Origin of the sequence: Methylosinus sp. H3A (genome assembly GCF_015709455.1) — a bacterium.
Lineage (GTDB): Bacteria > Pseudomonadota > Alphaproteobacteria > Rhizobiales > Beijerinckiaceae > Methylosinus.
The window spans coordinates 310,976-335,100 of record NZ_JADNQW010000005.1 but is presented as its reverse complement, the minus strand read 5'-3'; the positions used below and the strand labels follow the sequence as shown (position 1 = coordinate 335,100).

Sequence of the window (24,125 nt, the reverse complement as noted above, 5' to 3'; positions counted from 1 at the left end):
ATGACGGAAATCCGTGTTCCGACGCTCGGCGAATCGGTGAGCGAGGCGACGATCGGCCGCTGGTTCAAAAAGCCGGGCGACGCTGTCGCGGCGGATGAAGCGCTCGTCGAGCTCGAGACCGACAAGGTCACACTCGAGGTGAATGCGCCCGCCGCCGGCGTGCTGACCGATGTGATCGCCAAGGATGGCGAGACGGTCACGCCCGGCGCGCTGCTCGGGCAGATCGCCGAAGGCGCCGCCGCTGCGCCGCGTCCGGCGCCCGCGGCCCCCACCGTCGCGCCGCCCCCCGCAGCAGCCGCGCCGGCCGTTGTCGCCGAAGCGTCGGCCCGGCCGCCGGCGCCCTCCGCCGCCAAGATCGCGAAAGAGCAGGGCGTCGATCTCTCCGGCGTCGTCGGCTCCGGCAAGCAGGGTCAGCTGCTCAAGGGCGATGTTCTCGCTCTCGCGGCGCGGTCCGCGCCCGCGCCCGCGGCGCCTGCGCCCGTGAACGCTCCGGCGGCGCCGCGTCCGACCGCCCCGGCGGCCGACGCCGAGCGCGAGGAGCGGGTGCGTATGTCGCGCCTGCGCCAGACCATCGCCAAGCGCCTCAAGGAAGCGCAATCCAACGCCGCCATGCTGACGACCTTCAACGAGGTCGACATGTCGTCGGTGATGGCGCTGCGCAATCGCTACAAGGATTTGTTCGAGAAGAAGCATCAGGTGAAGCTGGGCTTCATGGGCTTCTTCGTGAAAGCCTGCTGCAAGGCGCTGGAGGAGGTGCCGGCCGTCAACGCCGAGATCGACGGCGCCGACGTCATCTATAAGCACTACTGCCACATCGGCGTCGCCGTGGGCACGGAAAAGGGCCTCGTCGTGCCGGTGGTGCGCGACGCCGACCGCCTCAGCGTCGCCGAGATCGAGAAGGCGATCGGCGAATTCGGCCGCAAAGCCCGAGAGGGCAGGCTCGATCTCGACGATCTCACCGGCGGCACTTTCACCATCTCCAATGGCGGCGTCTATGGCTCGCTGATGTCGACGCCCATTCTCAACGCGCCGCAATCGGGCATATTGGGCATGCATAAGATCGAGGAGCGGCCTGTCGTCGTCGCCGGCAAGATCGAAATCCGCCCGATGATGTATCTCGCCCTCTCCTATGATCACCGCATCGTCGACGGCAAAGAGGCGGTCACTTTCCTGGTGCGGGTCAAGGAACAGCTCGAGGATCCTGCGCGGCTCGTGCTGGATTTGTGACGGTTTCACGAAAAAATCCGAGCCGCCCCTGAAAATCGGCCGCTGCGATGCACAGATATCTCCCGTGCTACGAAAGTAGGCGTCCGCCGAGCGGGTCGATACGACCGCCGAGGAGTGTGAGATGGAAGGCAAGACCGCGACCGAGAAAAGATCCCCCCTGCTGACCCCTGAGCAGTTCGCGCATCTGGGCGATGGTGCGATCGCCTATGTGCGGACGATGCGCTCGGAGGACGTCAAGAGGCTCTATCCGCAGGCTCCGGCCATAGAGCCCGGCCTGACCCTCTTCGCGTTGCTCGGCGCGGACGGCACGCCGATCGTCCTCGCCGATACGGAAGAGGGCGCCCTCGCCAACGCCTGGCAGCAGCAACTCCAGACCGTCAGCCTCCACTGAGGCAGGCTGACGGGGCGACGAAAGTGGGATAGACTCCATCGGTCGAATGTCGTGGCGAGGATTTGGGCCGTCGGGAGAGCGGCGCTTCGTCCGTCGCCGTCGGAGCATGGAGATGTCTCATGAACGACTCTGCGCATAGTCGACGCCAACCCTTCGATCGACGTTGGACGATCCGTTCCGAGTTTCAGCTTCGGGAAATCCTCGCGGAGGAGCGCGAGCGCCTCACGCCCGAGACTGGGGCGACGAAGCGCTCGATAGGTGAACGCCGGCCCGGGTGGGTCGCCGCTTTCTTCCATCCCATCGGCGTTTTCTTGCGCATGATAGCGAGCGGCTTCGAGGCGACGCGGCCGCTCGAGGATGAGATCGGGACGATTTCGGCGCAGGCGCGAAAACTCTCGAAATCGATGCAGGATTACGGGTCGGAATTGCGCGGCTATGGGGCTTGGGCGAAGAATTTCTGAGCGAGAATTTTTCTGAGCGAGTGAATTCGTCGATTTCATTTCGAGGAGCGCGTACGAGTGTTCGGGGGGACGAGAGAGACATTGGCTCAGCTCGCGACGAAGCTGGCCGATCTCTATAAGGAGCTGGTGACGACGACGGTGCAATTCGACGAGTTGCGTCGATACACCAAGGAATCGCTCGACGAATTCAAGCGCCTGCTCGAGCGGCAAAGCGATAAGATCGACCGCATCGAGCGGGAGCGGATCACGGCCGAGGCCGAGTTGACGGCGAGAATCAAATTCTTGGAGGGACGGCTCGACGTGTTGAGCGAAAAAGCGCTCCACCTCGCCGTCGCGGACATCGCCGCCGGCTATGTGAGACGCGGAGCAGACGGCGACGCGATAAAAAGGCTCCCGGACGGGACGTGAAACCGGCTTTTCGGCCGGTTCGGCGCCGAGATTGCTTCGCCTTTTCGGACTTTGTAGAGATTCCGAGGAGGAAAACGGTATGGAAGAGCCGGTAAACGAAATCTTCGCCGTTTGCCATGTGAACGACGTCGCAAAACGGCGGGCCGTCGGCTATGTGCTGGCCCGCGTCAATGACGAGGGCCAGACCGTGCCCTTCCCGGTCGTCATCATTCGGCATGTCGGCAAATACTACGCCTATGTGAACCGCTGCCCGCATCAGAGCAGCCGGCTCGATTTCGAACCGAAATCCTTCCTGGACCCGACGCAGCGCTTCCTGCTCTGCGGCAAGCATGGCGCGCAATTCGACATTCCGACCGGCGTCTGCAACGACGGCCCCTGTGTCGGCGCCCAGCTCGAGAAGGTCGAGGTGGTCATAGACGACAATGAGGTCTGCCTCGTGGGCGTCACCATAGCCGAGGAGGACGGCCTCGACCGCGAGGAGAACGACGTCTATCCGGAGGTCGTCATCACCTCGGACTGAGCCGTCGTTGGCTCCCTCGTTTTCTCATTTCCTGGACCTTTCTGCCCGGGCGGCGGCGACCTAGACTGAGCCGCCCGGAATCGTCCAAGCGAGGAAGCGATGAAGACCGCCTTGGCCATACGTCACGTCGCCTTCGAGGATCTCGGCAGCTTCGCCGAGCCGATCGCCGAGGCCGGCTTTTCGATCCACTATGTCGAGGCGGGGATGCAGGCGATCCCCGCCGAGGCGGCCGAGGCCGACCTCCTCATCGTGCTCGGCGGGCCGATCGGCGTCTATCAGACCGAGGAATATCCCTTTCTATCGGATGAGGCCGCGCTCATTCGCGCGCGGCTCGGGCGCGACGCGCCGACGCTGGGCGTTTGTCTCGGCAGTCAGCTCATGGCCGCGGCGCTCGGGGCCCGCGTCTTTCCGGGCGGCGCCGGCAAGGAGATCGGCTTTGCGCCGATCACGCTGACGGATGTGGGACGGAAGAGCGCGCTCGCCGCCCTCGTCGAGCCGGAGGCGGACGTGCTGCACTGGCACGGCGACACTTTCGATCTTCCGGACAGCGCTGTTCTGCTCGCGTCTTCGGCGCTCTACGCGCATCAGGCCTTCGCCGTGGGGCGACGCGGTCTCGCGCTGCAATTCCATCCGGAAGCGGAGACGGAAAGTCTCGAGCGCTGGTTCATCGGCCATACGGCGGAACTCGGCGCGGCCGGCGTCTCCATTGCTGGGCTGCGCGCCGCCGCGGCGGCCGTGGGGCCGGGCCTGCGCGAGCGTAGCCGGCGCTTCATCGCGCGCTGGCTCGCTGACATCGCCAAATAAAAAGTGCGCGGTCCGCGGACGCCGGGAATGCGTCGGGGACCGCGCGAGAACGACGCCGCCGGGCCGAGACGGCGTCGCTATCCCTGCTTTTGTTCGCGGCGTTTCCGACGCCGAAGCGGCGTCCGCTTCGGCTGGAAACGCGCAAGATCGACGTCAGCCGCGAACCGAGACCTTGCGGAACGGATTCTCGTGGTTCGTCACATAGACATGGCCGAATTCGGTCTTCGACCATTCGACAGCCTCGGACGCCAGGAACTTCACCGAAGTGATGGTGACGGGGAAGTCCTTGGTGGCGGACACGCTCCCCAGCTTGACCTCCGTATTGCCCGGGCCGACCGAAAGGTCGACGACGGGCGCGCCATCGGCCTTGGTGAGACGCGCCCAGCCGGGCGTGCCGATGGCCGTCGCGATGACGCTGGTCTCGGCGAACAGCGCCGCCGGGGTTCCGTCCGCCGCGTCGGGGCCGAAAGCGGGAGACTGGAAGGTGAAGGTCGCCAGCGCCTCGCTGCGCGTGATCTTATGGTCCGGTCCGACCGGACGGCCGGTCGAATACAGAACCAATTTACCGCCGTCGAGCGCCGCCTTGATATCATCGAGCGTCGCCGAAGCGAAAGCCTCCGCCAGTCTCATATCGCTTTCTCCACTTTGCGAAATGCACGCCGCTTTTGCGACAAAAGCGACATGCGGGACAGGTTCTCGCCCCACGTATCGCAATTGTCGTGCCGCGCGTCTCACAATTTGAGGAAGCCGAAGACCTTTCGTTCGGCGGGTCAGCCGCCGAACAATTTCTCGAAGATATTCTTTTCCTCGCGCGCCGGAGCGCGTCGCGGACGCGGCGGCTGGGAGCTCGGAATGTCGGCCGGCGGCAGCAGCGCCTCGAGCCCATGAACCGAGCCGACGGCGGCGTCTTCGTCCTCGTCGCGCGCCTGGCGGCGTCGCGAGGGTTTCGGCGGCGGGCTTTCGGGCTCTGGATCGGAGGAGAACAAATTGAGCAGCGGCGCGATGGGCGAGGCGCTGTCCGGGACGGAGGCCGAGCGCCAGGAGCCGGAGGGCAGGGCGGCGACCGGCACGCCCTGATGCGCCGCCTTCATGAAGCGGCTCCACACTTCCACGGGCAGATTGCCGCCGGAGACTTTCTTCGTCGGCGAATTATCGTCATTGCCGAGCCAGACGCCGGCGACGAGATGCGGCGTATAGCCGACGAACCAGGCGTCGCGGAAATCCTGACTGGTGCCGGTCTTGCCGGCGGCGCGCCAGCCGGGCAGCTCCGCCTTGCGCGCCGTGCCGGTGGAGAGCGTCTCCTCCATCATCGAATTCATCATCGCCACATATTGCGGCTCGATCACGCGGCCATTGCTCGAACCCTTGCGGGCGTAGAGCTGCTTGCCGCCGGCCGTGCGAACCCTGGTGATGATATGCGGCTGCACGCCGACGCCGCCATTGGCGAAGGGGGCGTAGGCCGCGACCAGCTCCAGCGGCGTGACCTCGGAGGTGCCGAGCGAGATGGAGGCGTTGGGCTGCAACTCGGAGGCGACGCCGAGCCGATGCGCAGTTTTGACGACCGTCTTCGGCCCCACCTCGAGGCCGACGCGCACCGCCACCGTGTTGAGTGACAGCGCCAGCGCCTTGGTGAGCGTGACGGGGCCGAAATATTCGTGGCTGTAATTCTCCGGCTGCCAGCCCTTCACATTGATCGGCCCGTCCTCGCGCACCGTGTCGGGCGTCAGCCCATGCTCCAGCCCGGCGAGATAGACGAAAGGCTTGAAAGCCGAGCCCGGCTGCCTTTTGGCCGAGACTGCGCGGTCGAACTGGCTCTCGGCGTAATTGCGGCCGCCGACCAGCGCGCGAATAGCGCCATTGGGGTCGAGCGCGACCAGCGCGCCCTGGCTGACGCCGAATTTGTCGCCCTTCTTGTCCAGCTCCTCGGCGACGGACCTTTCGCCGACCTCCTGGAGCTTGCGATCCAGCGTCGTCGTGACGATGATGTCTTGGTCGATGGCGCCGATCGTGTCGTCGAGCATGTCCATCACATAATCGGCGGCGTAATTGATGGAGCCCGCGCCGCGCTCCCTTCGCGCAAGCGCCGGGCGTCCCAGTGCGAGCTTGGCCATCGATTCTGTGATGTGCCCTTCCTGCGCCATTGCGGTGACGACCTGCGCCGCGCGCTCGGTCGCGCCTTCGGGATTGCGGTCCGGCGCGAGCTTGCTCGGCGCCTTCATGAGGCCGGCGAGCACGGCCGCTTCCGCCAGCGTCGCCTGGTTCGCGCCATGGCCAAAATAGCGCTGCGCCGCCGCCTCCACGCCATAGGCGCCGGAGCCGAAATAGACGCGATTGAGATAGAGCTCGAGAATCTGATCCTTGGAATATTTGTGCTCGAGCCAGAGTGCGAGGATCGCCTCCTGGATCTTGCGCGTGATGGTGCGCTCCTGAGTGAGGAACAAATTTTTGGCGAGCTGCTGGGTGAGCGTCGAGCCGCCCTGCATGCCGCCGCGCCCGGTGATATTTCGCGTCAGCGCGCGCGCTATGCCGATGGGGTCGACGCCCCAATGCGAATAGAAACGCCGGTCCTCTATGGCGACGAAGGCCTTGGGCAGATAGGGCGGCAGATCGCCGAGCCGCACCGCGGCTCCGCCCGTGTCGCCGCGATTGGCCAGCAATTCGCCGTCGGCCCCGAGAATGGCGATATTGGGCGGGCGTTTGGGGACAGCCAGAGTGTCGATCGGCGGCAGCTGCGCCGCATGATAGATGAACAGCCCGCCGACGCCGATCGCGCCCCAGATGGACAGCACCGCGCCCCAATAGACGAGCCCGCCGAGGCCGAAGGCGCTTCCGCCTTTGGCTTTCTTGGCCTTGGCGGCGCGCGGCGGAGCCTCGTCGAAATCGTCGTCCGGCGGCGGCGCGCTGCTGGGCGACGCGCTCTTGCCTGACGCGCTCTTGCCCGACCCACTCTTGCCCTTGCGTTTGGGTTTCGCCATGCGATCCTCTCGAGGGTCGGCGCGAAGATCGCCGCTCCCGTCGCCGTCGAAACGCGGTTCGCGGCGTTGTTTCTCGCGCGCCATGGGGGTCCGCCGCCTCGGGTTTCGTTCCGCCGCGACGTGAGTGCCCGCGGCCGACGCGAAGACTAGCTTTAATGCTGTCGATTTAAGGGCCGGTTAAGCAAAGCGACGGCGTCCTCCCTCGTCTCGACGGCAAAGCGGATAGGAACTTATGCACAGGCTCCGGTCGATCCCCCTGCGCCACTTGCGCTATTCGTTGCGGCTTGCCAAAGTCTCGCCCTTCGAGTGAAAACGCGGCACGGATCGAGCGCAATGAAAGTCACCATCGAGAGAGCGGCGCTGCTGCGCGCCCTCGGCCATGTTCACCGTGTTGTGGAGCGGCGCACGACCATTCCGATCCTCGCCAATGTGCTCATCGACGCCTCGGCCGGAGCTCTGCTCCTGAAGGCGACCGATCTCGATCTCGAGATCACCGAGAAAGTCCTGGCCGATGTGGCGCAGCCGGGGGCGACGACGCTTCCCGCCCATACGCTCTATGACATTGTCCGCAAATTGCCGGAGGGCGCGCAGGTCTCGCTCGAGGGGACCGGCGAGCAGGGCCAGCTGACTTTGCGCTCGGGCCGCTCGCGCTTCAGCCTGCAGAGCCTGCCGGAGAGCGATTTTCCCGATGTGACGTCGGGCGAGTTCTCGCATCGCTTCTCGCTGCCGCCGGCGGACCTCAAGAAGCTGATCTTGAAGACGCAATTCGCCATCTCCAGCGAGGAGACGCGCTATTATCTCAACGGCATCTACCTGCATGCGACCGAGGTCGAGGGCCATCAGCTGCTGCGCGCCGTGGCCACCGACGGCCATCGCCTCGCGCGCGTCGAGCTGCCGGCGCCGGCCGGCTCGACCGGGATGCCCGGCGTCATTCTGCCGCGCAAGGCCGTGAATGAAATTCTGCGCCTCGTCGAGGACGCCGAGGGCGCGGTGGAGATCGAGCTCTCCACCAATAAGATGCGCTTTTCCTTCGGCGAGACCGTGCTGACGACCAAGCTCATCGACGGCACTTTCCCCGATTACGGCCGCGTCATTCCTGCCGGCAACGACAAGCGCCTGACGGTCGAGCGCGGCGTGTTCCGCGAGGCGGTCGACCGCGTCTCCACCATCTCCTCCGAGCGTGGGCGGGCGGTGAAGCTCGCGCTCTCCGAGGGCAAGCTGGTGCTTTCGGTCACCAATCCCGATCAGGGCTCGGCGGTGGAGGAGATCGAGGCCGATTATGACGGGCCGCCGATCGATATCGGCTTCAACTCCCGCTATCTGCTCGACATCGCCGATCAGCTCGACAGCGACACGGCGCTGTTTCGCTTGGCCGACCCCGGCTCGCCGACGCTGATCCAGGACCGCGACGGCGCGAGCGCATTGTATGTATTGATGCCGATGCGCGTGTGAGGCTACCGGGCGTCGCTCTCCGCGGCGAATAATTTGCCTTCCTGTCGACGCGAGCCTATCTTTCCGCGCATGAGTTCCGCAGCCTTTGTTTTCGACCGCCTCGCCTATGTCGATCGCCTGAGGGAAGCCGGGGTCGACGAAAAGGAGGCGCGCGCTCACGCCGAGGCGCTGGACGTCGCCTTGCGCGACGGAGTCGCTTCGAAATCCGACATCGACCGGCTCGAAACGAAGATCAAGTCCGACATGGACCGGCTGGAAGCCAAGATCGACACGAGCTCGGCCAATCTGAAGGTCGAAATCCTGCGTTGGATGGTGGTGACGCAGCTCGCAGTCGGCGGGCTGTTGTTCGCGGCGTTGCGGTTTACCCGGTGAAGGGACGGCTGGTCGGAGCCGATTGCAGTTTATCGATATAATCGATACGCCTCACTTCAGCTCGAATTCCACCATCTCGATCGGCGCTTCCCCGGCGTTGCGCAGCGCGCGGGCGGGGCCGGCGTCGCGCCACTGAAAATCGCCGGGCTGCAGCGCCATATTCTGCCCGGCGCCGGCGGCGTCCGTCTCGATCAGCTCGCCGCCTTCGACGATGATCCGCACGCCCGGCGCGCTCTGCGTGAAAGCGGGGACGGTTTCTCCGGGCTTCAAGGCGAGGCGCCAGCCGCGCAGGCGCTCATTGTCGACAATCTGCTCGAAGCCGGCGGGGCGCGCCGAGGGCGCGCGGCCTTTCGGCGCCGGCTCCAAAAGCTCGAAGCCGACGATGCTCAGAGCGGCGTCTCCGACATTTTCCGCTTTATGGGTGAGGCTCTGTTTGGAAAAAGCGCCGAAGCCCACCGCGCCGCGGGGCCAACGGATCGACACCGGCTCGGCGTCGCCCCAATTCTGCACCAGGGTCGGGCTCTCGCGCACCACGACATAGGCGAAATCGCGGGAATGTTCGTGATAGGGCGCGACGCGATGGGGCGGCAGCAGCACATTCAGCATGGCGACGGCGTCGTTGCGGAAGGCCGGGACATGGAAGGGCGTCCTCTCGACAGGGAGAATTTGCGCCTTCGTCTCGCCGACCGCGTCGAAGGCCGCGGCCGGCGCGGCGGCCAGCGCCGCTGCGAGGATAAGGAATAGAGACAATGTCCGCGTCACGCGCGTCTCCCGATGAGGCCCCGAGCCTTGCCAAAGATCGGCCCGTGACGCAATCTCGCCACCCCGGCCGGACCATTCGAGCGCCATGACTTATCTCCTCACGCATTTCTGGGCCTGGGGCGTCTCGGCCTTCGCGGTCGGGCTCGCGACGGCGCTTTCGGTCGCGAGACGGTCCGAGCGTGGGCCTGTCTCCGGCTGGCTGGTCTGGTTCGCTTTGGCCTTCGCCGCCGGCCTGCCGGTCGCGGCGCTCGAGCTCTTGCCGGGACGCTCCGGCTTCTGGCTCGAGACGGGGCTGCTGCTTTTTCCCAGCTTTCTCGCCGGCGCGGCGCTCGGCGCGCTCATCGGCGGGCATTCGCTGCGCGACAATGAGGGCTGGGCGATCGGCCTCATTCCATTGGCGCTGATGTGGCTCGGCGCCGATTTCCTGGCCGGCCGCTCGGTGGAGCAGGATCTCAAGCGCAAGGCGGCGAGCGTGATCGAGAAAGTCGGCGGAGATCCCGCCTATCTCGACGTCGCCGGCCGCGACATATTGCTGCCGCGCGACGCCGCCAAGCGCGCCGCGGCGGAAGCGGAGATCGCGCATATTCCCGGCGTCAGGCGCATTGCCGATGTGGACGGGCTCGCCGGCTCCGCCGCCAAATCCTTCGAGAACGCAGTGACCGCACGGCGCGCCGCGCGCGAGGACGAGGCTTCGGCGCCGCCCGCATCCGGCGTCGCGCCCAATGGCGCCGAAGGTCCGGCCCAGACACCGCAGAACGGCCAGCCGCCGGCGGCGAATGGGGGGCCGGGCGCCGCCTCGCCGGCGGCTCCGTCGGGATCGGCGCCCAAATCCAAGGACCAGATGCGGAGCGGCGCGAAGCCGGCGCCGACGACGCCTGTGGCGGTCGCGCCGGAGCTCGCTCGACCGTCCGGCGCCGCCTCCGCCTCTTCCGAGCCGGCTCCGCCCGCGGCTCCGGCTGCGTCCGGGCCGGATCAGAGCGAGGCCGAGCGGCCGATCCCGGCGAGCGGCGAGCTCGACGTCCCGACCTGCCAGAAGGCGCTGACCGCGGCTCTCGCGCGCGAGCCTGTTCGATTCAGCCGACGTGGCGCCGGGGTGAGGCGCGCTTCCACTGGCGCGCTCGACAAGGCGATCGGTCTGCTCCAGCGCTGCCCGCAGAGCGAGGTCGAGGTGCGCGTGCGCGCCGAGGGCGGCGATCGCGCTGCGCGGACGCTGGCGCGCGACCGCGCCGCTCGCGTCGTCGATTATCTCGGCCATATGGGCGTCGAGCGTGGGCGTCTTTCGGTCGCCGGGGAGAGCGGACGGCCCGTGTCCAAGGACGCGCCCGAGAGCGCGAGTGGGAGCGGCGTCGATTTCCAGCTGTCGCCGCGGCGATAGGCGCCGTCTCCGCCGTATTGTGGACGCTATTGAATAGCCAACTGCCGCGATCGAGATTCGCCCCTCGGCATGCGACGGGCGCGGAGAGTCGCGGGCGGAATCGGCGCCGCTTCGAAGGCGAAGGGCGAGCGGCGGGGACGATGGGACGTAGATCGGAGCGGTGGGAGTTCGGCGAGGGACGCGGCGCGGCTGCGGCAATGTGTCTCATTCTGGCGGCGACCGCGGAGCCGGCGCGTGCGGAGAGCCTGCGCGGGGCCATCGCGCCGATGACGCTGAAGCCGACGCCGATCGTCGAGACGCTGACGAGCGCCGAGGACCATCCCGAAATTACCGGAAAACGCTCGGAGCTGCGCAGCCTCGAGGACACGATGAACGTCTCGGCCGAGAGCCGCCGCAAGATCGAGGCGGAGATCGAGACGTTGCGCGCCGATCGGGCGAAGCTCAATTCTGCGCTGGTGGACGCGGTCCAGCGCGTCGGCGTGCTGGAGAAGCGCGCCGATGAGGTCGGCGCGCGGCTCGACGCCTCGATGCAGAGCGAGCGGGCGCTGGTCAAATCGCTCGCCGGCCGCCGCGCGCTGATCGGCGAGGTGCTGCTCGTGCTGCAGCGCATGGGGCGCAAGCCGCCGCCGGCTCTGTTGGCCAAGCCCGAGGATATTCTGGAGAGCATTCGCGCCGCCATGCTGCTCGGCTCGGTGCTGCCGCAGATGCGCGCCGAGGTCGAGACGCTCAAATCCGATCTTTCCGAGCTCATCGCGCTGCGGGGCCGCATCGAGACGGAGAAGACGAGCCTCATTGCCGAGCTCGAGCATTTGAAGGAGGAGCGCGTTCGCCTCGCCGCCCTCGTCGAGACGCGGCAGAAGGCGTTGATGCTGGCGCAGAGCGCGCTGGATTTCGAGGCGGAACGAGCGCGTTCGCTCGCGGCCAAGGCGACGAATTTGAAGGAGCTGATCGCCCATATGGAGGGCGAGGTCGATGCGGCCCGGCGCGCGGCCGAAGCGGCGCGGCGGGCGGACGCCGAGCGCGCCGCGGCGGACGCTGCAATGTCGCAGGAGAGCCGCGCCAAGGCGCTGGCGGCGCCGTTCAAGGACGCCGCCCGTCTCGCTCCAGCCGTCGCCTTCGCCGATCTGAAAGGTCGGTTGGCCCTGCCGACGGCGGGCGCGATCATCAAGCGCTTCGGCGCGTCGGATGGCTCGGGCGCGACCGAGAAAGGCGTGTCGATCGCGGCGCGGGACAACGCGATCGTGGCCATGCCCTGCGACGGCTGGGTCGTATTCGCCGGCCGTTACCGTTCCTATGGACAACTCTTGATCATCAACGCCGGCGGCGGTTATTATGTCACCTTGGCTGGGATGGACCAGATCTCCGTCGCCGTGGGACAATTCGTCCTCGCCGGCGAGCCGGTGGCGAACATGGGCGGCGGCGCCGTCAGGACTGCGGCGGCCATTGCTATCGGCGCGAAACAGCCCATTCTCTATGTAGAGTTTCGCAAGGACGGAACGTCCATCGATCCGGGCCCATGGTGGGCGAAGCCGGAACTTCAGAAGGTTGGCGGATGATGCGCAAGGCCTCATTGATCATAACGGGAATCGTCATCGGGGCGGGATGCGCCACGCTCGGACAGAATGCGCGCGTATTGATCGGCTCCCCGGCCTTCGCCGCCGCCGCCGACACCTATAAGAATCTGAGCCTCTTCGGCGATGTGTTCGACAAGGTGCGCGCCGACTATGTCGAGAGGCCGGACGAGCAGAAGCTCGTCGAATCGGCGATCAACGGCATGCTGACCTCGCTCGATCCGCATTCGAGCTACCTCGACGCCAAGGGCTTCAAGGACATGCGGACGCAGACCGAGGGCAAGTTCGGCGGCCTCGGCATAGAGGTCACGCAGGAGGACGGCCTGGTGAAGGTCGTCACGCCGATCGACGATACGCCCGCCTCGCGCGCCGGCGTGATGTCCGGCGACCTGATCTTCGCCATAGACGACGACAATGTGCAGGGCCTCACGCTCAATCAGGCCGTCGACAAGATGCGCGGCGCGATCAACACCTCGGTGAAGCTCACCCTGCTGCGCGGCAAGGACCGGGAGAAGATCGAGGTCAAGCTGGTGCGGGCCGAGATCCACATCAAATCGGTGCGCTCGCACAAGGAAGAGGACGATATCGGCTATATCCGCATCTCCCAGTTCAACGAGGAGACGTCGGACGGGCTGCGCACGGCGATCCAGAAGTTCCAGCAGGAGATGCCCGGCGACAAGCTCAAGGGCTATATCGTCGATCTGCGCAATAATCCCGGCGGCTTGCTCGACCAGTCGATCCAGGTGGTCAACAGCTTCATCGACCATGGCGAGATCGTCTCGACGCGCGGCCGCACGGCCGACGAGACGCAGCGCTACAATGCGCGGGCGGCGGGCGATATTTCGCGCGGCAAGCCGGTGGTGGTGCTGATCAACGGCGGCTCGGCCTCCGCCTCGGAGATCGTCGCCGGCGCGCTGCAGGACCATAAGCGCGCGACCATCCTGGGCACGCGCTCCTTCGGCAAGGGCTCTGTGCAGACGATCATCCCGCTCGGCGGCAACAATGGCGCGCTGCGCCTGACCACGGCGCGCTACTACACGCCGTCCGGCCGCTCGATCCAGGCCAAGGGCATCGATCCGGACATCAATCTGCTGCAGGATGTGCCGGACGAGCTCAAGGGCAAGGACGACACCAAGGGCGAGGCCTCGCTGAAGGGCCATCTCAAGAATGGCGAGGACGAGAAGAGCGGCTCGCAGGCCTATGTCCCGCCGGACGCGAAGAAGGACAAGCAGCTGATCGCGGCGGTCGAGATTCTGCACGGCAAGTTCAAGCCGCAGAGCACGGCCGAGCAGTCGAAGCCTGCGGAGTCGTCGAAGTCCAAGGTCTCCAACTGATCGCGACGCGGGCGGGGAGGGCGTGAGCCCTCCGCCGCTCGCGCCGTCTCGTTCCGCGGGCCGTCATGATCGCGTTTTCGTCCTTAGCCAATCCCGCCGTGTTCCTGCGGCTGACGCGGCGCGTCCTGCCCTGGCTGGGGGGCGCGAGCGCGCTGCTCATCGGCCTCGGCCTCTATCTCGTCTTCTTCGTCGCGCCCGCCGATTATCAGCAGGGCGAGACGGTCAAGATCATGTATATCCATGTGCCGGCGGCCTGGCTCGCCATGTTCGCCTATGTGGTCATGACCTCCGCCTCGCTCGGCGTGCTGGTGTGGCGGCATCCGCTGGCCGACGCCGCGCAGAAGACCGCGGCGACGCTCGGCGCCGCCTTCACCTTCGTCTGCCTCGTGACCGGCTCGCTCTGGGGCAAGCCCATGTGGGGGACATTCTGGGTGTGGGACGCGCGTCTCACCTCCATGCTGATTCTCTTCTTGCTCTATCTCGGACTGATCGCGTTGCGGCAGACGATGGAGGACAGTCCGCGCGGCGCGCGCATAGCGGCGATCATGACTCTGGTCGGCTTCGTCGATATCCCGATCATCAAATATTCCGTCGACTGGTGGAACACGCTGCATCAGCCGGCCTCGGTGTTCCGCGCCGGCGGCCCGACGATCGCCTCCTCCATGTTGTGGCCGCTGCTGATCATGGCGCTCGGCGCGACGGCGCTGTTTCTGGCTCTGCATCTGATGGCGATCCGCAATGAGATTCTGCGCCGCCGCGTCGCGCGGCTGGCGCTGCAGGCCGCCGCCGCGGGAGAAGAGGGCGGCGCCGCGGGGCAATTGCTGGAGCCGGCGCAGTGATCGACGAACATTGGGGCTATATTCTGCTGGCCTATGGCCTGACGGCCGCGACCATCCTCGTCCTGCTCATTCGCACTCTCGTCGAGCATAGGCGCCTCGCCGGCGAGCTCGCGCGGCTCGAGAAGAATGGCGCCGGCGATCGCGGGGAGACGCTATGAGCGCGCAAGACTCCGCTCCGCGCGGCCGGCTGGCGCTCTTTCTGCCGCTCGCGATATTCGCGGCGCTCGCCATTCTCTTCTTGGCGCGGCTCTTTGCGGGCGACGCCTCGCGGCTGCCCTCGGCGCTCATCGGCAAGCAGGCGCCGGCTTTTGCGCTTCCCGCTCTGCCGGGCCTCGCCGGCGTCGGCGGCCTCGCCGGCGACGATCTGCGCAAGGGCCATGTGAGCGTCGTGAATGTGTTCGCCTCCTGGTGCGCGCCCTGTCGCGCCGAGCATGCGCAATTGCTGGCGCTCGCCAAGGACGCCGCTCTCGCGCAAAAGGGCGTCACGCTCGCCGGGCTCGCCTATAAGGACGAGCCCGCCAATTCGCTGCGCTTCCTCGAGGATGTCGGCAATCCCTATGCGGCGATCGGCGTCGATCTCGCCGGGCGCGTGGCGATCGACTTCGGCGTCTATGGCGTGCCGGAGACTTTCGTCATTCGCGGCGACGGCGCCATCGCCTATAAATTCGTCGGGCCTCTGACACGTCAGGCGCTGGAAGAGACGCTGCTTCCCGAGATCGAAAAAGCGCTCGCGCAGACGCGCGCCGCCGCGCTCGCCAACGGCGAGAAGTAGGCTTTTATTAACCTTAACTTAACGGCGACTGGTCCATTACTGTCTCGCGGCGGTTCAGGATTCCGGTCGATTTGGACATTGTCCCGGGCGGGCGTCTATCCGTCGCGCTCTCGACCCGGCGTTATCGAGCCGATGACATCTCGTCGGCGCGAGCGTCGCAGTCGACCATTCGTTTCGGGTGGCCGGGAGATTCCATGGTGAATAGCTTGCGCGACATTGTTCCGACGGGATTGCGCGCACGGTCGGCGATGTTGCTGTCCGTCATCGCCGTGATCGCATTCGCGCAGGCCATCGTGAGCTGGCGTCTCTTCGCCGCGGCGAGCGGCTGGGAAGCCGCGCGCGATCCGAGATTGGCGACGCTCTTCGTCGGCCCCGCACTCATCGCCCTTCTCTGCATTCTGGGCGCCGTCGCCGTGCGCACGCGCATGGTCACGCCCCTCGCCGCCGTGACCGAGGCGATCCGCCGGCTCGCCGACGGCGACACGTCCTATCGGCTCGAGATCGACGAATGTTCCGAGAGCGTCCGGCGTCTCGCCGAGGCTTTCGTCAATCTTCGGCAGGTGATCCTCGATCACCGCGCCGACGAGAGCCTCATCGTGGAAGCCAACGCCGCACAGGCGCGCATCGTCCAGCTGCTCGGCGACGGGCTGGCCAAGATCGCCGAAAAGGATCTGACCTATCGGCTGACCGACGAAGTTCCTCGATCCTATCGACGGCTGCAGACCGACTTCAACACCGCGGTCGGACAATTGTCGGAGGCGATCGGCGAAATGGCCGAGAGCACCAAGCTCTTGGGCTCCGGCATGCAGGAGACCGTCGCCGCGGCCGACGATCTGTCGCGGCGCACGGAGAGCCAGGCCTCCAATCTCGAGGAGACCGCCGCGGCGCTCGCGCAGATCACCGAGACCGTCGCGCGGACCGCGGAAGACGCCGAGAATGCGCGGCAGATCGTCTCCAATATGAGCTCGGAGGCGGAATCCAGCGGCGGCATCGTGCGACAGGCGATCGGCGGCATGGGCGATATCGAGCAATCGTCGAAGAAGATTTCGCAGATCATCGGCGTCATCGACTCGATCGCGACGCAGACCAATCTGCTGGCGCTGAACGCGGGCGTCGAAGCGGCGCGCGCCGGTGAGGCGGGACGCGGCTTCGCGGTGGTGGCGGCGGAGATTCGCGACCTCGCGCGCCGCAGCGCCAAGGCCGCCAAGGAGATCGACATTCTGATCTCGGTCTCGAACGCGCAGATCGGCCGCGGCGTCTCGCTCGTCGGCGACACGGGCGAAGCGCTTTCGCATATCGTCGAGGAGATCGGGCGCGTCAATGGAGTCGTCGCGGAGATCGCCGAGCGCGCGCGCCAGCAGGCCGCGGCGCTCAACGAGGTGAACGGCTCCGTCCGCCAGATGGATATGATCACGCAGCAGAACGCCGCCATGGCGGAGCAGACCACCGCCGTGAGCCATGAGCTGAGCGAGAAGACGAAGCGGTTGATCGACTTGATCTCGCGCTTCCGCATCGCCCGGGACTTCGAAGTCGCGACGCCCTATGCGGCCGTTCCGCGCCTGGCGGCGTCCGGCGGCGAGGTCGTCGCGTCGGGGCGCATCGGGGCGAGCGAGCGTCGCAGCAGAGTCTGGACCGATTTCTGAACAGCGTGCATGATATCGAGAGCCATGAATCCGACGAAACCATTCCCAATTCCCGGTTCGGCGCGCGCGCGTCGGCTGCGCTTCGCGGTTTGGGCGGTCGTGGCCGCGCTCGGCCTCTCGGCCTGCGCCAAGACGGCGGGGGACATCGAGCCGGCTCCGGTCGATCCGGCGCTCTTCGTCGGAGCCGATTGCGCGCAGCTCGTGGCGCGGCGCGCCCGCATCTCGCAGGCGCTGATCTTCGCCGGCTCCGCGCAGGATCAGATCGCGGCCGACGATCGCACGCGCACCCTCGGCGTTCCGACGCCGATGGGAACGCTGTTCGACGGCGACCGCGAGCCGGATGTCGCGCGGCTCAAAGGCGAACTGCACGCCGTCAATGCGCAGATGGACGCGCAGCGATGCGGGCCCGACTTCAGGTGACGCGCTTCCGGGCGAGGCGGCCGGGAAGCTGCAACTGTGGGTTGTCCTGCAGATTGATTCCACTGGGGCCTTCATGTAGGGCTCGAAACGAGCGGCTCTCGCCGGTCAGCGATTGGAGGTCGCCGTGACGCGTTTCGATCAACCGCCTTCGCGGGACGGTGACGAGGAGGCGGCCCCGTCGGGCCGGCTCGGACCTTTTTCCATCGCCGAATGCCGCGAGTCCGCGCCGCATCTGCGTCGGGAGCTGGAGACGCTCGATTACGAGCTGCGCGGCGTCGTCAACCGTGTGCTGGCCGAGGTGGAGGACGCCAAGGGGGATGCCGCGACATTTCTGCGCGCGGCAGCGACGGTCCTGCTCTCCGTTTCCGCCGGCTTGATGGAGACGGCGGCCGAACGCGCGCGCGAACCCGCCGATGTCGGCGCGTTCAAGGACGTCGCCGAGGATGTCGCTCAATGGGCGCGGAGCCGCAAGCTGCGCGACCTGCTCGCCGACGAGGAGTGAGCGCGTTCCCAGGAGGTCTCTCCCGGAGGGCGTTCAGAAGAACTCGAATTCCCCGGCCGGATGATCCGTGCGCCCGTCGTCGGGGCTGTCCGAGAGGCGCGCTGCGAGCTCGGCGAGCTTGACGCTGCGCGAGGCCGTCCGGCCGCAGATCTCCCAGTCGGCCGGCGCGAGCTCGGCGAGCGCGTCGACGAAGTCCGAGAGGCCCGAGAGCGTCTGCTCGATCGCGTCGATCGCCTGCGCCGAGTGGATCAGCTCGTGCTTCTCCTCCACATTGCTCCATTCGACGCCGTCGACGAGACAATGGAGACGATCCGTCTCCTTGGCCGCGTTGCGCAGCTCCACGGCCAGCCGGGAGAGAACCTCGACCAGCGGTTGGGATCGCTCATTCGCGCCGCGGGGCGAGATCGTCTTCGGCTCCGTCATCAGAACAGCTCCAGTGAGCCGGCGGCCGGCAGTTTCGGCATGACGATGGGAGGCGGCGCGGCGGTGGGCGTCGGGCCGGAGAGAAGACTCTGTCGCGCGCGTCCGGACACGGGCTCATATTCGACGCGGCGTCCCCTGTCGCCGCCGAGATGCTCGGCGACGAGGCGAATGCCTTCGTTCTTCAGGAAGCGCTTGGCGAATTCGGCGTTTCTCGCGCCTATGTCGGACAGGCCTTCCATCATGCGCGCGCCGCCGAACAGCTTCCCTTCGAGACGATCGCGCCGCGCGCCCTTCTTCAGCAGCCCGTTGACGAGCAGCTCCATGAGATGCACGCCATAGCGTTCCGCCTCTCCATTGCGCGACGAGGTGAAGTCGCCGGGCAGCAGAAAATGATTCATTCCTCCGACGCCGGCGGCGGCGTCCCTGAGGCAGGCGGCCACGCAGGATCCGAGAATCGTCGCGAGGACGGCGTTCGGATCGTCGACCACCCGATATTCGCCTTGGATGATGTGGATTCGCTTCATGCCGGCGTTCATTTGCGTCACGCGAGTTTGCCGATGATCGCTTCGAGCGCTTTTTTCAGGGCCGGAACGGTAAAGGGCTTGGTGAGGAAGTTGTTGACGCCGAGCTTCACGGCATTCTCGAGCAGCGTCTTGTCGGCGCGTCCCGTGAGCATGATGAACGGCACTTTCTTCGTCGGATTATAGTTGCGGATCGCCTTCAGAAGGCCGAGGCCGTCGAGCTTGGGCATGTTGAAATCGGAGATGACGAGATGCGCGGGAGTGGCCATCATGAATTGCAGGGCCTGCTCGCCGTCGCCGGCGAAGAATATGTTGCGCACGCCGAGCTCCTCGAGACCGTCGCGAATGAGCATGCGGCTCGTGCTCGTGTCGTCCACGATCAAGACTCTCAATTGGGCGGCGATGGACATGGATTCCCCCGTACTGTTACTGGTTCGTCGAAGTGAGTATGTGCGCGGCGATGCGCTGCAGCGTGAGCTGCTTGCCGACGCCGCCGATCTCGAAGGCCGCCTTCGGCATGCCATAGACGAGCGAGCTCGCCTCGTCCTGGCCGATCGTCTCCGCGCCGATCTTGCGCATCGCGAGCAGCCCCTGGGCGCCGTCGCGACCCATGCCGGTGAGGATCACGCCGAGCGCGTTGCGACCCGCGCTCTGCGCGACCGAGTTGAACAGAACATCGACCGAGGGACGATGACCGTTCACCGCTTCCGTATTGGTGAGGCGGCAGCGATAGCCGCCGACATGCTTCACGACTTCGAGATGGGCGGCGCCGCCGGGAGCGAGATAGACGCGGCCGGGCAGGATCGGAGCGCCGTCCACGGCTTCGGCGACATGCGGCTTGCACAGGCGATCGAGGCGCGCGGCGAAGCTCGCCGTGAACACCGGCGGCATATGCTGGGTGACGATGGTCGGCGGACAATTCTCGGGGAACTGCGACAAAATCGTGAGCAGCGCTTCGACGCCGCCGGTGGATGAGCCGATCGCGACGAGACGTCCGTCCGGCGAATAGCGGGACGACGCGGTCTGCGGCTCTCTCCGCGCGGCGCCGGCGGAGGTCGGATCCTGCCGGTGCAATTCCTGCCGGTGCAACTCTTGCCGATGCGATTCTTGCCGATGCGATTCCTGCCGAAGCGGCTCCTGTCGGTTGATCGGCGAGGCGGCGATCGCCTTGATCTTCGCCGGCAGCTCGTCGAAGGAGCGAGGATCCTTGGCCGAGGGCTTGGCGACGCAGTCGAAGGCGCCGATCTCGAGCGCCTTGATCGTCGTCGACGCACCTCTTTCGGTCATGGTCGAGACCATGATCACGCGCGTCGGACGCAGCCGCATGATCCTCGCGAGGAATTCGAGGCCGTTCATATTCGGCATTTCGACATCGAGCGTCACCACATCCGGATCGAGAGTCTTGATGGCCTGCCGCGCTTCGAGCGGGTCCGCGGCCTCGCCCACGACGGAGATGGCGGGGTCTCGACAGAGCGTCGCGGCAATGAGTCCTCGCATGGTGGCGGAATCGTCGACGATCAGCACACGAACAGGCATCTTACGAATTTCCTCTGGATCGGAGACGATAGGTAGTGACGCCGTCGTATTCTAAGGAGGATGTGGCCGAGCCGGATACGCGTTCGGAGTGGCCGATGTAGAGACGCCCGTCCGGGTTGAAGAGGGGAACGAAGCGACTCCAGATGTTTTCTTGCGTCTTCTCTTCGAAATAGATGACCACGTTCCGACAGAAGATCGCGTCGAAGCGGCCGGTCATCGGCCAATGGCCGATGAGATTGAGCTCTCGGAACGAGACGAGCGATGCGAGCTCCTCGGTCACTCCCCACTCGTCGCGTCCGCCGCCGAGCGGTGTGAACCAGCGGCTGCGCAGATGCGACGGCACCGCCTCCATGACGTCGCGGCCATAGACGCCATTGGCGCCGGCGGCGACCATGTTCGGATCGATGTCGGTGGCGAGAACCTTGACGTCGAGCTCCGCCGCTTCCGGTATGACGGAGAGAATCGACATGGCGATCGAATAGGGCTCCTGGCCATTGGAGCAGGCCGCCGACCAAATCCGCAGGCGCGCGCCCTTGCGCACCGCGGCCGCGCGCTTGGCGAGGACATTCTCCTCGAGATGCTTGAAGTGATGCGGCTCCCGGAAGAAGCGCGTCACATTGGTGGTGAGCGCCGCCATCATCTTCTGGCGCTCGTCGATTCCATCCTCGCTGACGATGAGCGAGCAATAGTCGCGGAAATTCTCAAGCCCGAGACTGCGCAGCCGCTTGGCGAGGCGCGAATAGACGAGCGTGGCTTTGGAGTCCGGCAGATAGATGCCGGCGTCCTCATGCAGGATCGAGGCGATCCGTCGGAAATCATCCTGCGTCAGCAGGAATTCTCCAGGGACGAGCGGGGCCGTGGCGACGTGACGGTGTTTCATGCGGCTGCTTGCAGTTCTGTTCGTCTCGGCGCCCCTTGCGAGGCAGGAACGGAGTGTCGGCGGCAGGGCGGTCTATTCGGCCGCCGCCGGCATTTCGGCGACGATCATGTCGGCGCGCGGCCGCGCGACGATCGCGTCGACGTCGAGGATCAGAGCGACGCGGCCATCGCCCAGGATCGTCGCCGCGGCTATGCCATGCACATGACCGTAATTGGTCTCGAGGCTCTTGATCACGACTTGACGCTGGCCCTGGATCGCATCGACGAGCAGCGCGCATTTCGCGCCGCTCTCCGACTCGACGAGCAGCGCGACCTGCGAGGTGGCCTCGATCGGCTCGTCGCGATACAGCAGCACGGCGCCGACGTCGATCAGCGGCGTGAACGTATTGCGCGTCGCGATGACGCGGGCGCCGCTGCCGAGCTCATGCACGCTCTCTTTCTTGGGTTGCAGCGTTTCGATGATCGCGGTCAGCGGGACGACCAGCGTCTGTCCGCCGACGGTGACGACCATGCCGTCGAGAACGGCCAGAGTGAGCGGCAGGCTCATCGAGAAGGTGGAGCCGCGGCCCGGAACCGAAGAGATGGAGATGCGGCCGCCGAGCGCTTGAATCGCACGCTTGACCACATCCATGCCGACGCCGCGACCGGAGATGTTGGAGACCGAAGAGGCGGTCGAGAAGCCGGGAAGGAAGATGAGATTGTCGATCTCGTCATCCGTGAGATTGGCTTCCGCCGGTATCAGGCCCTTGGAGACCGCGATCTGACGCACGCGCGCGCGATTGATGCCGGCGCCGTCGTCTGCGACCTCGATGACGATGCGACCGGAGCGATGCATCGCCGACAGACGCAGCGAGCCTTCCTCCGGCTTGCCGGCCGCGATCCTGTCTTCCGCCTTCTCGATGCCATGATCGACGGCGTTGCGGATCATATGGGTGAGCGGATCGGTCAAACGCTCGACGACGGTCTTGTCGACCTCTGTCGTTTCACCGTCCATGACGAGGCGCACGGCCTTGCCGGTCATCGACGCGACCTCGCGCACAGTGCGCGACATGCGCTGGAACACCGGCTTCACCGGCTGCGCGCGGATCGCCATCACACTGTCCTGAATGTCGCGCGTCAGCTGCTCGAGCTCGTCGAGGCCGATCACGACGGAGGATGCGCGCGAAAGGCCGGCCTCGGAAACGCGCTGCGACAACATCGCCTGATTGATGACGAGCTCTCCGACGAGATTGATGAGGCGATCGACGCGATCGAGATCGACGCGGATCGTCGCCTGCACGGAGCCCGAGCCTTCGCCCTTCGTTGCCTCGGCTTTCGCGGCGGCGGGATGATCGTCGCTCGGCGCGGCGAAGGATTGCTGCGGGGGAGCGGCGGAAACGATCGTCTGCTTCGGCTCCGCGACGGCGGCCGGCGCGACCGGCGCCTCCTGCGGCTCGAGGGATTCCTGCAACGCCTCGAGCAGCTTGCCGATATCGGCCGTCTCGACGGAGAGCTCGCAATCCCATTCGACGAATTCGAAGACTTCGCGCACCTGTTGCTCGGAGACGCTCGTCGTCAGATGGATCGTCCAGGACAGATAGGCCCCTTCCGGATCGAGCTCCGTCAGCAGCGGAATCTCGCTGATGTCGCATTCGACGGTCATCTCGCCGAGGCGGCCGAGCTCGCGCAGCAGGCGAAGCGTCTCATTGGCCTTGGCGTAGAGTCCGGCGCTGGGCTTGAACCGTAAGATGAAGTCCTGTGTCGACGGCGCATCCGCGTCGCCCAAGTCGAAGATCGAGTCGAGCGAGATGCAGACCGGCTCGAATTCGAGTGATTCGACGCTGACCTTTTCATCATCGTCGTCGCTGCGCGGCGCGCTGCCGAGCAGCGCATTGAGCTCATCCGCGATGACCTTCACCGCGCCGGCGTCGGCGCTGCCGCCTTCGCGCGCTGCGCGAACGAGATCGGCGAGCACGTCCGAGGCGCGCAGCAGCGTCTTGGTCACCGCCGGGGTCGCGGCGAGCTTGGCGGATCTGATGAGATCGAGCGTGGTCTCGAAGACATGGACGAATTCGACGAGCTCGTCGAATCCGAATGCGCCCGCTCCCCCTTTGATCGAATGAACGGCCCGAAAAACGGCGTTGACGGTCTCGAGATCGTCGTCGCCATCCTCCATTCTGAGCAGTCCGCTCTCCAGCTCGACGAGCTGTTCCTCACATTCTTGAAAGAATGTCTGCTTGATGGCGGCCATCGGGTCCACGGGCGATCTCCTTCGACGCTTACACGGCCACGCGACGAATGGCGTCCACGAGCTTCACGGGGTTGAACGGCTTGACGATCCAGCCCGTGGCTCCGGCGCGGCGCGCGCGATCCTTTTTCTCGCCGTCGCTCTCGGTCGTCAGCACGAGGATCGGCACTGCGCGATGCTTCTCGTGTCGACGCACGCCTTCGATGAATCCGAAGCCGTCCATGCGGGGCATGTTGATGTCGGTGACGATGACATCGGGCGTCTCCTTCTCGAGAACTTCGAGTCCATGCACGCCGTCTTCGGCCTGCACGACGCTGAAGCCCGCTTCGGAGAGCGCGAGCATCAACATTTCGCGCATGGTCCGGGAATCGTCGACGGTCAGAATAGTCTTGCTCATTTCGCGCTTTCCTGTTCGGAAATTTCGGTGAAGGGAATGCCGAGCGTATCCAGGGCCTCGAGGAGGGTGTCGGATGGATGGACGACATTCAGGGACAATCCGTCCGTGGTCCATGTCGCATGCGCCGACAGCAGCACCTGAATGCATTGTGTGCCGACCTTGGCGACATTCGAAGCGTCGATCGTCAGAGGATTGCCGCGCGCATGCAGAAGCTCCGTGGCGAGCGGAAGGGCCGCGCGAATGTCGAGGATATCGGGTAGACGGACAGTGACCATCGGCTCATCTCATTCTCGTTGCGGGAGAAAGGTCGCTTC

At 66.0% G+C, this 24,125-nt stretch carries 28 protein-coding genes; 17 read left to right on the top strand and 11 right to left on the bottom strand.

Annotated elements, in window-relative coordinates; all coding sequences use genetic code 11:
* From odhB to IY145_RS04595, 6 genes are all read left to right on the top strand, one after another.
* The gene (gene odhB, locus IY145_RS04620) at window positions 1-1,227 is read left to right on the top strand and encodes a 2-oxoglutarate dehydrogenase complex dihydrolipoyllysine-residue succinyltransferase (RefSeq protein ID WP_196407129.1); all 1,227 of its coding nucleotides are present in this window, start codon (window positions 1-3) and stop codon (window positions 1,225-1,227) included.
* A gap of 121 nt (window positions 1,228-1,348) precedes the next feature.
* Window positions 1,349-1,618: a DUF1150 domain-containing protein gene (locus tag IY145_RS04615; RefSeq protein ID WP_196407128.1), complete on the top strand. Its 270-nt coding sequence runs from the start codon at window positions 1,349-1,351 to the stop codon at window positions 1,616-1,618.
* Window positions 1,619-1,737: 119 nt separating this feature from the next.
* On the top strand, window positions 1,738-2,079 hold the full coding sequence (locus IY145_RS04610) for a hypothetical protein (RefSeq protein ID WP_196407127.1): 342 nt from the start codon (window positions 1,738-1,740) through the stop codon (window positions 2,077-2,079).
* Window positions 2,080-2,160: 81 nt separating this feature from the next.
* On the top strand, window positions 2,161-2,487 hold the full coding sequence (locus tag IY145_RS04605) for a hypothetical protein (RefSeq protein WP_196407126.1): 327 nt from the start codon (window positions 2,161-2,163) through the stop codon (window positions 2,485-2,487).
* A gap of 79 nt (window positions 2,488-2,566) precedes the next feature.
* The gene (locus tag IY145_RS04600; protein WP_196407125.1) at window positions 2,567-3,007 is read left to right on the top strand and encodes a Rieske (2Fe-2S) protein; all 441 of its coding nucleotides are present in this window, start codon (window positions 2,567-2,569) and stop codon (window positions 3,005-3,007) included.
* Between the two features lie 99 nt (window positions 3,008-3,106).
* Window positions 3,107-3,811, top strand: coding sequence for a glutamine amidotransferase (locus IY145_RS04595; protein WP_196407124.1), 705 nt, complete (start codon window positions 3,107-3,109; stop codon window positions 3,809-3,811).
* A gap of 153 nt (window positions 3,812-3,964) precedes the next feature.
* Here the strand turns inward: IY145_RS04595 and IY145_RS04590 are convergent, their stop codons facing one another.
* Window positions 3,965-4,441 (bottom strand): hypothetical protein, encoded by a 477-nt coding sequence (locus IY145_RS04590; protein WP_196407123.1) that lies wholly within the window; start codon window positions 4,439-4,441, stop codon window positions 3,965-3,967.
* 140 nt (window positions 4,442-4,581) lie between these two features.
* Window positions 4,582-6,870 carry a transglycosylase domain-containing protein gene (locus IY145_RS04585; protein WP_196407122.1) on the bottom strand — a complete coding sequence of 763 codons (2,289 nt, stop codon included), beginning with the start codon at window positions 6,868-6,870 and terminating at the stop codon, window positions 4,582-4,584.
* 249 nt (window positions 6,871-7,119) lie between these two features.
* Here IY145_RS04585 and dnaN point away from each other — a divergent pair, with 249 nt between their 5' ends.
* Both dnaN and IY145_RS04575 read left to right on the top strand, forming a co-directional pair.
* Window positions 7,120-8,238: a DNA polymerase III subunit beta gene (gene dnaN / locus IY145_RS04580; protein ID WP_196407121.1), complete on the top strand. Its 1,119-nt coding sequence runs from the start codon at window positions 7,120-7,122 to the stop codon at window positions 8,236-8,238.
* Window positions 8,239-8,307: 69 nt separating this feature from the next.
* Window positions 8,308-8,610 carry a hypothetical protein gene (locus tag IY145_RS04575; RefSeq protein WP_196407120.1) on the top strand — a complete coding sequence of 101 codons (303 nt, stop codon included), beginning with the start codon at window positions 8,308-8,310 and terminating at the stop codon, window positions 8,608-8,610.
* Between the two features lie 51 nt (window positions 8,611-8,661).
* Here the strand turns inward: IY145_RS04575 and IY145_RS04570 are convergent, their stop codons facing one another.
* Window positions 8,662-9,459 (bottom strand): hypothetical protein, encoded by a 798-nt coding sequence (locus tag IY145_RS04570; RefSeq protein ID WP_196407119.1) that lies wholly within the window; start codon window positions 9,457-9,459, stop codon window positions 8,662-8,664.
* Between IY145_RS04570 and IY145_RS04565 the strand changes: the two genes are divergently transcribed.
* The 9 genes from IY145_RS04565 to IY145_RS04525 all read left to right on the top strand — a co-directional run bounded on the left by IY145_RS04565 (window position 9,458) and on the right by IY145_RS04525 (window position 17,828).
* Window positions 9,458-10,747, top strand: coding sequence for a hypothetical protein (locus tag IY145_RS04565; RefSeq protein ID WP_196407118.1), 1,290 nt, complete (start codon window positions 9,458-9,460; stop codon window positions 10,745-10,747). The genes IY145_RS04570 and IY145_RS04565 overlap by 2 nt on opposite strands.
* Before the next feature lie 140 nt (window positions 10,748-10,887).
* Window positions 10,888-12,303 carry a murein hydrolase activator EnvC gene (locus IY145_RS04560; protein WP_246721773.1) on the top strand — a complete coding sequence of 472 codons (1,416 nt, stop codon included), beginning with the start codon at window positions 10,888-10,890 and terminating at the stop codon, window positions 12,301-12,303.
* Window positions 12,300-13,652, top strand: a complete 1,353-nt coding sequence (locus IY145_RS04555; protein ID WP_196407117.1) for a S41 family peptidase — start codon at window positions 12,300-12,302, stop codon at window positions 13,650-13,652. Before IY145_RS04560 ends, IY145_RS04555 begins: the two co-directional genes overlap by 4 nt.
* Before the next feature lie 65 nt (window positions 13,653-13,717).
* Window positions 13,718-14,491, top strand: coding sequence for a heme ABC transporter permease (locus tag IY145_RS04550; protein ID WP_196407116.1), 774 nt, complete (start codon window positions 13,718-13,720; stop codon window positions 14,489-14,491).
* The gene (ccmD, locus tag IY145_RS04545; RefSeq protein WP_196407115.1) at window positions 14,488-14,649 is read left to right on the top strand and encodes a heme exporter protein CcmD; all 162 of its coding nucleotides are present in this window, start codon (window positions 14,488-14,490) and stop codon (window positions 14,647-14,649) included. The genes IY145_RS04550 and ccmD overlap by 4 nt, the downstream gene beginning before the upstream one ends.
* Complete coding sequence (locus tag IY145_RS04540; RefSeq protein ID WP_196407114.1) at window positions 14,646-15,263, top strand: DsbE family thiol:disulfide interchange protein; 618 nt, start codon at window positions 14,646-14,648, stop codon at window positions 15,261-15,263. Before ccmD ends, IY145_RS04540 begins: the two co-directional genes overlap by 4 nt.
* Window positions 15,264-15,457: 194 nt before the next feature.
* Complete coding sequence (locus tag IY145_RS04535; RefSeq protein ID WP_196407113.1) at window positions 15,458-16,906, top strand: methyl-accepting chemotaxis protein; 1,449 nt, start codon at window positions 15,458-15,460, stop codon at window positions 16,904-16,906.
* Between the two features lie 24 nt (window positions 16,907-16,930).
* The gene (locus IY145_RS04530; RefSeq protein ID WP_196407112.1) at window positions 16,931-17,326 is read left to right on the top strand and encodes a hypothetical protein; all 396 of its coding nucleotides are present in this window, start codon (window positions 16,931-16,933) and stop codon (window positions 17,324-17,326) included.
* Window positions 17,327-17,450: 124 nt separating this feature from the next.
* Complete coding sequence (locus IY145_RS04525; protein ID WP_196407111.1) at window positions 17,451-17,828, top strand: hypothetical protein; 378 nt, start codon at window positions 17,451-17,453, stop codon at window positions 17,826-17,828.
* Between the two features lie 33 nt (window positions 17,829-17,861).
* On the opposite strand, the gene IY145_RS04520 is transcribed toward IY145_RS04525, so the two are convergent.
* The 8 genes from IY145_RS04520 to IY145_RS04485 all read right to left on the bottom strand — a co-directional run bounded on the left by IY145_RS04520 (window position 17,862) and on the right by IY145_RS04485 (window position 24,086).
* On the bottom strand, window positions 17,862-18,251 hold the full coding sequence (locus IY145_RS04520; RefSeq protein ID WP_196407110.1) for a hypothetical protein: 390 nt from the start codon (window positions 18,249-18,251) through the stop codon (window positions 17,862-17,864).
* Window positions 18,251-18,775, bottom strand: a complete 525-nt coding sequence (locus IY145_RS04515; RefSeq protein ID WP_246721771.1) for a chemotaxis protein CheD — start codon at window positions 18,773-18,775, stop codon at window positions 18,251-18,253. Before IY145_RS04515 ends, IY145_RS04520 begins: the two co-directional genes overlap by 1 nt.
* 17 nt (window positions 18,776-18,792) lie before the next feature.
* The gene (locus tag IY145_RS04510) at window positions 18,793-19,182 is read right to left on the bottom strand and encodes a response regulator (RefSeq protein ID WP_196407109.1); all 390 of its coding nucleotides are present in this window, start codon (window positions 19,180-19,182) and stop codon (window positions 18,793-18,795) included.
* Window positions 19,183-19,198: 16 nt separating this feature from the next.
* Window positions 19,199-20,308, bottom strand: coding sequence for a chemotaxis response regulator protein-glutamate methylesterase (locus IY145_RS04505; protein ID WP_196407108.1), 1,110 nt, complete (start codon window positions 20,306-20,308; stop codon window positions 19,199-19,201).
* Window position 20,309: 1 nt separating this feature from the next.
* Window positions 20,310-21,188: a protein-glutamate O-methyltransferase CheR gene (locus IY145_RS04500; RefSeq protein WP_196407107.1), complete on the bottom strand. Its 879-nt coding sequence runs from the start codon at window positions 21,186-21,188 to the stop codon at window positions 20,310-20,312.
* Between the two features lie 72 nt (window positions 21,189-21,260).
* A complete protein-coding gene (locus IY145_RS04495; protein WP_196410400.1) occupies window positions 21,261-23,417 on the bottom strand; it encodes a chemotaxis protein CheA in 2,157 nt (718 codons plus the stop codon).
* Window positions 23,418-23,445: 28 nt separating this feature from the next.
* Complete coding sequence (locus IY145_RS04490; RefSeq protein ID WP_196407106.1) at window positions 23,446-23,811, bottom strand: response regulator; 366 nt, start codon at window positions 23,809-23,811, stop codon at window positions 23,446-23,448.
* Entirely contained in the window at window positions 23,808-24,086 is a 279-nt protein-coding gene (locus IY145_RS04485; RefSeq protein WP_196407105.1) for an STAS domain-containing protein, read from the bottom strand. Before IY145_RS04485 ends, IY145_RS04490 begins: the two co-directional genes overlap by 4 nt.
* Window positions 24,087-24,125: the final 39 nt, after the last annotated feature.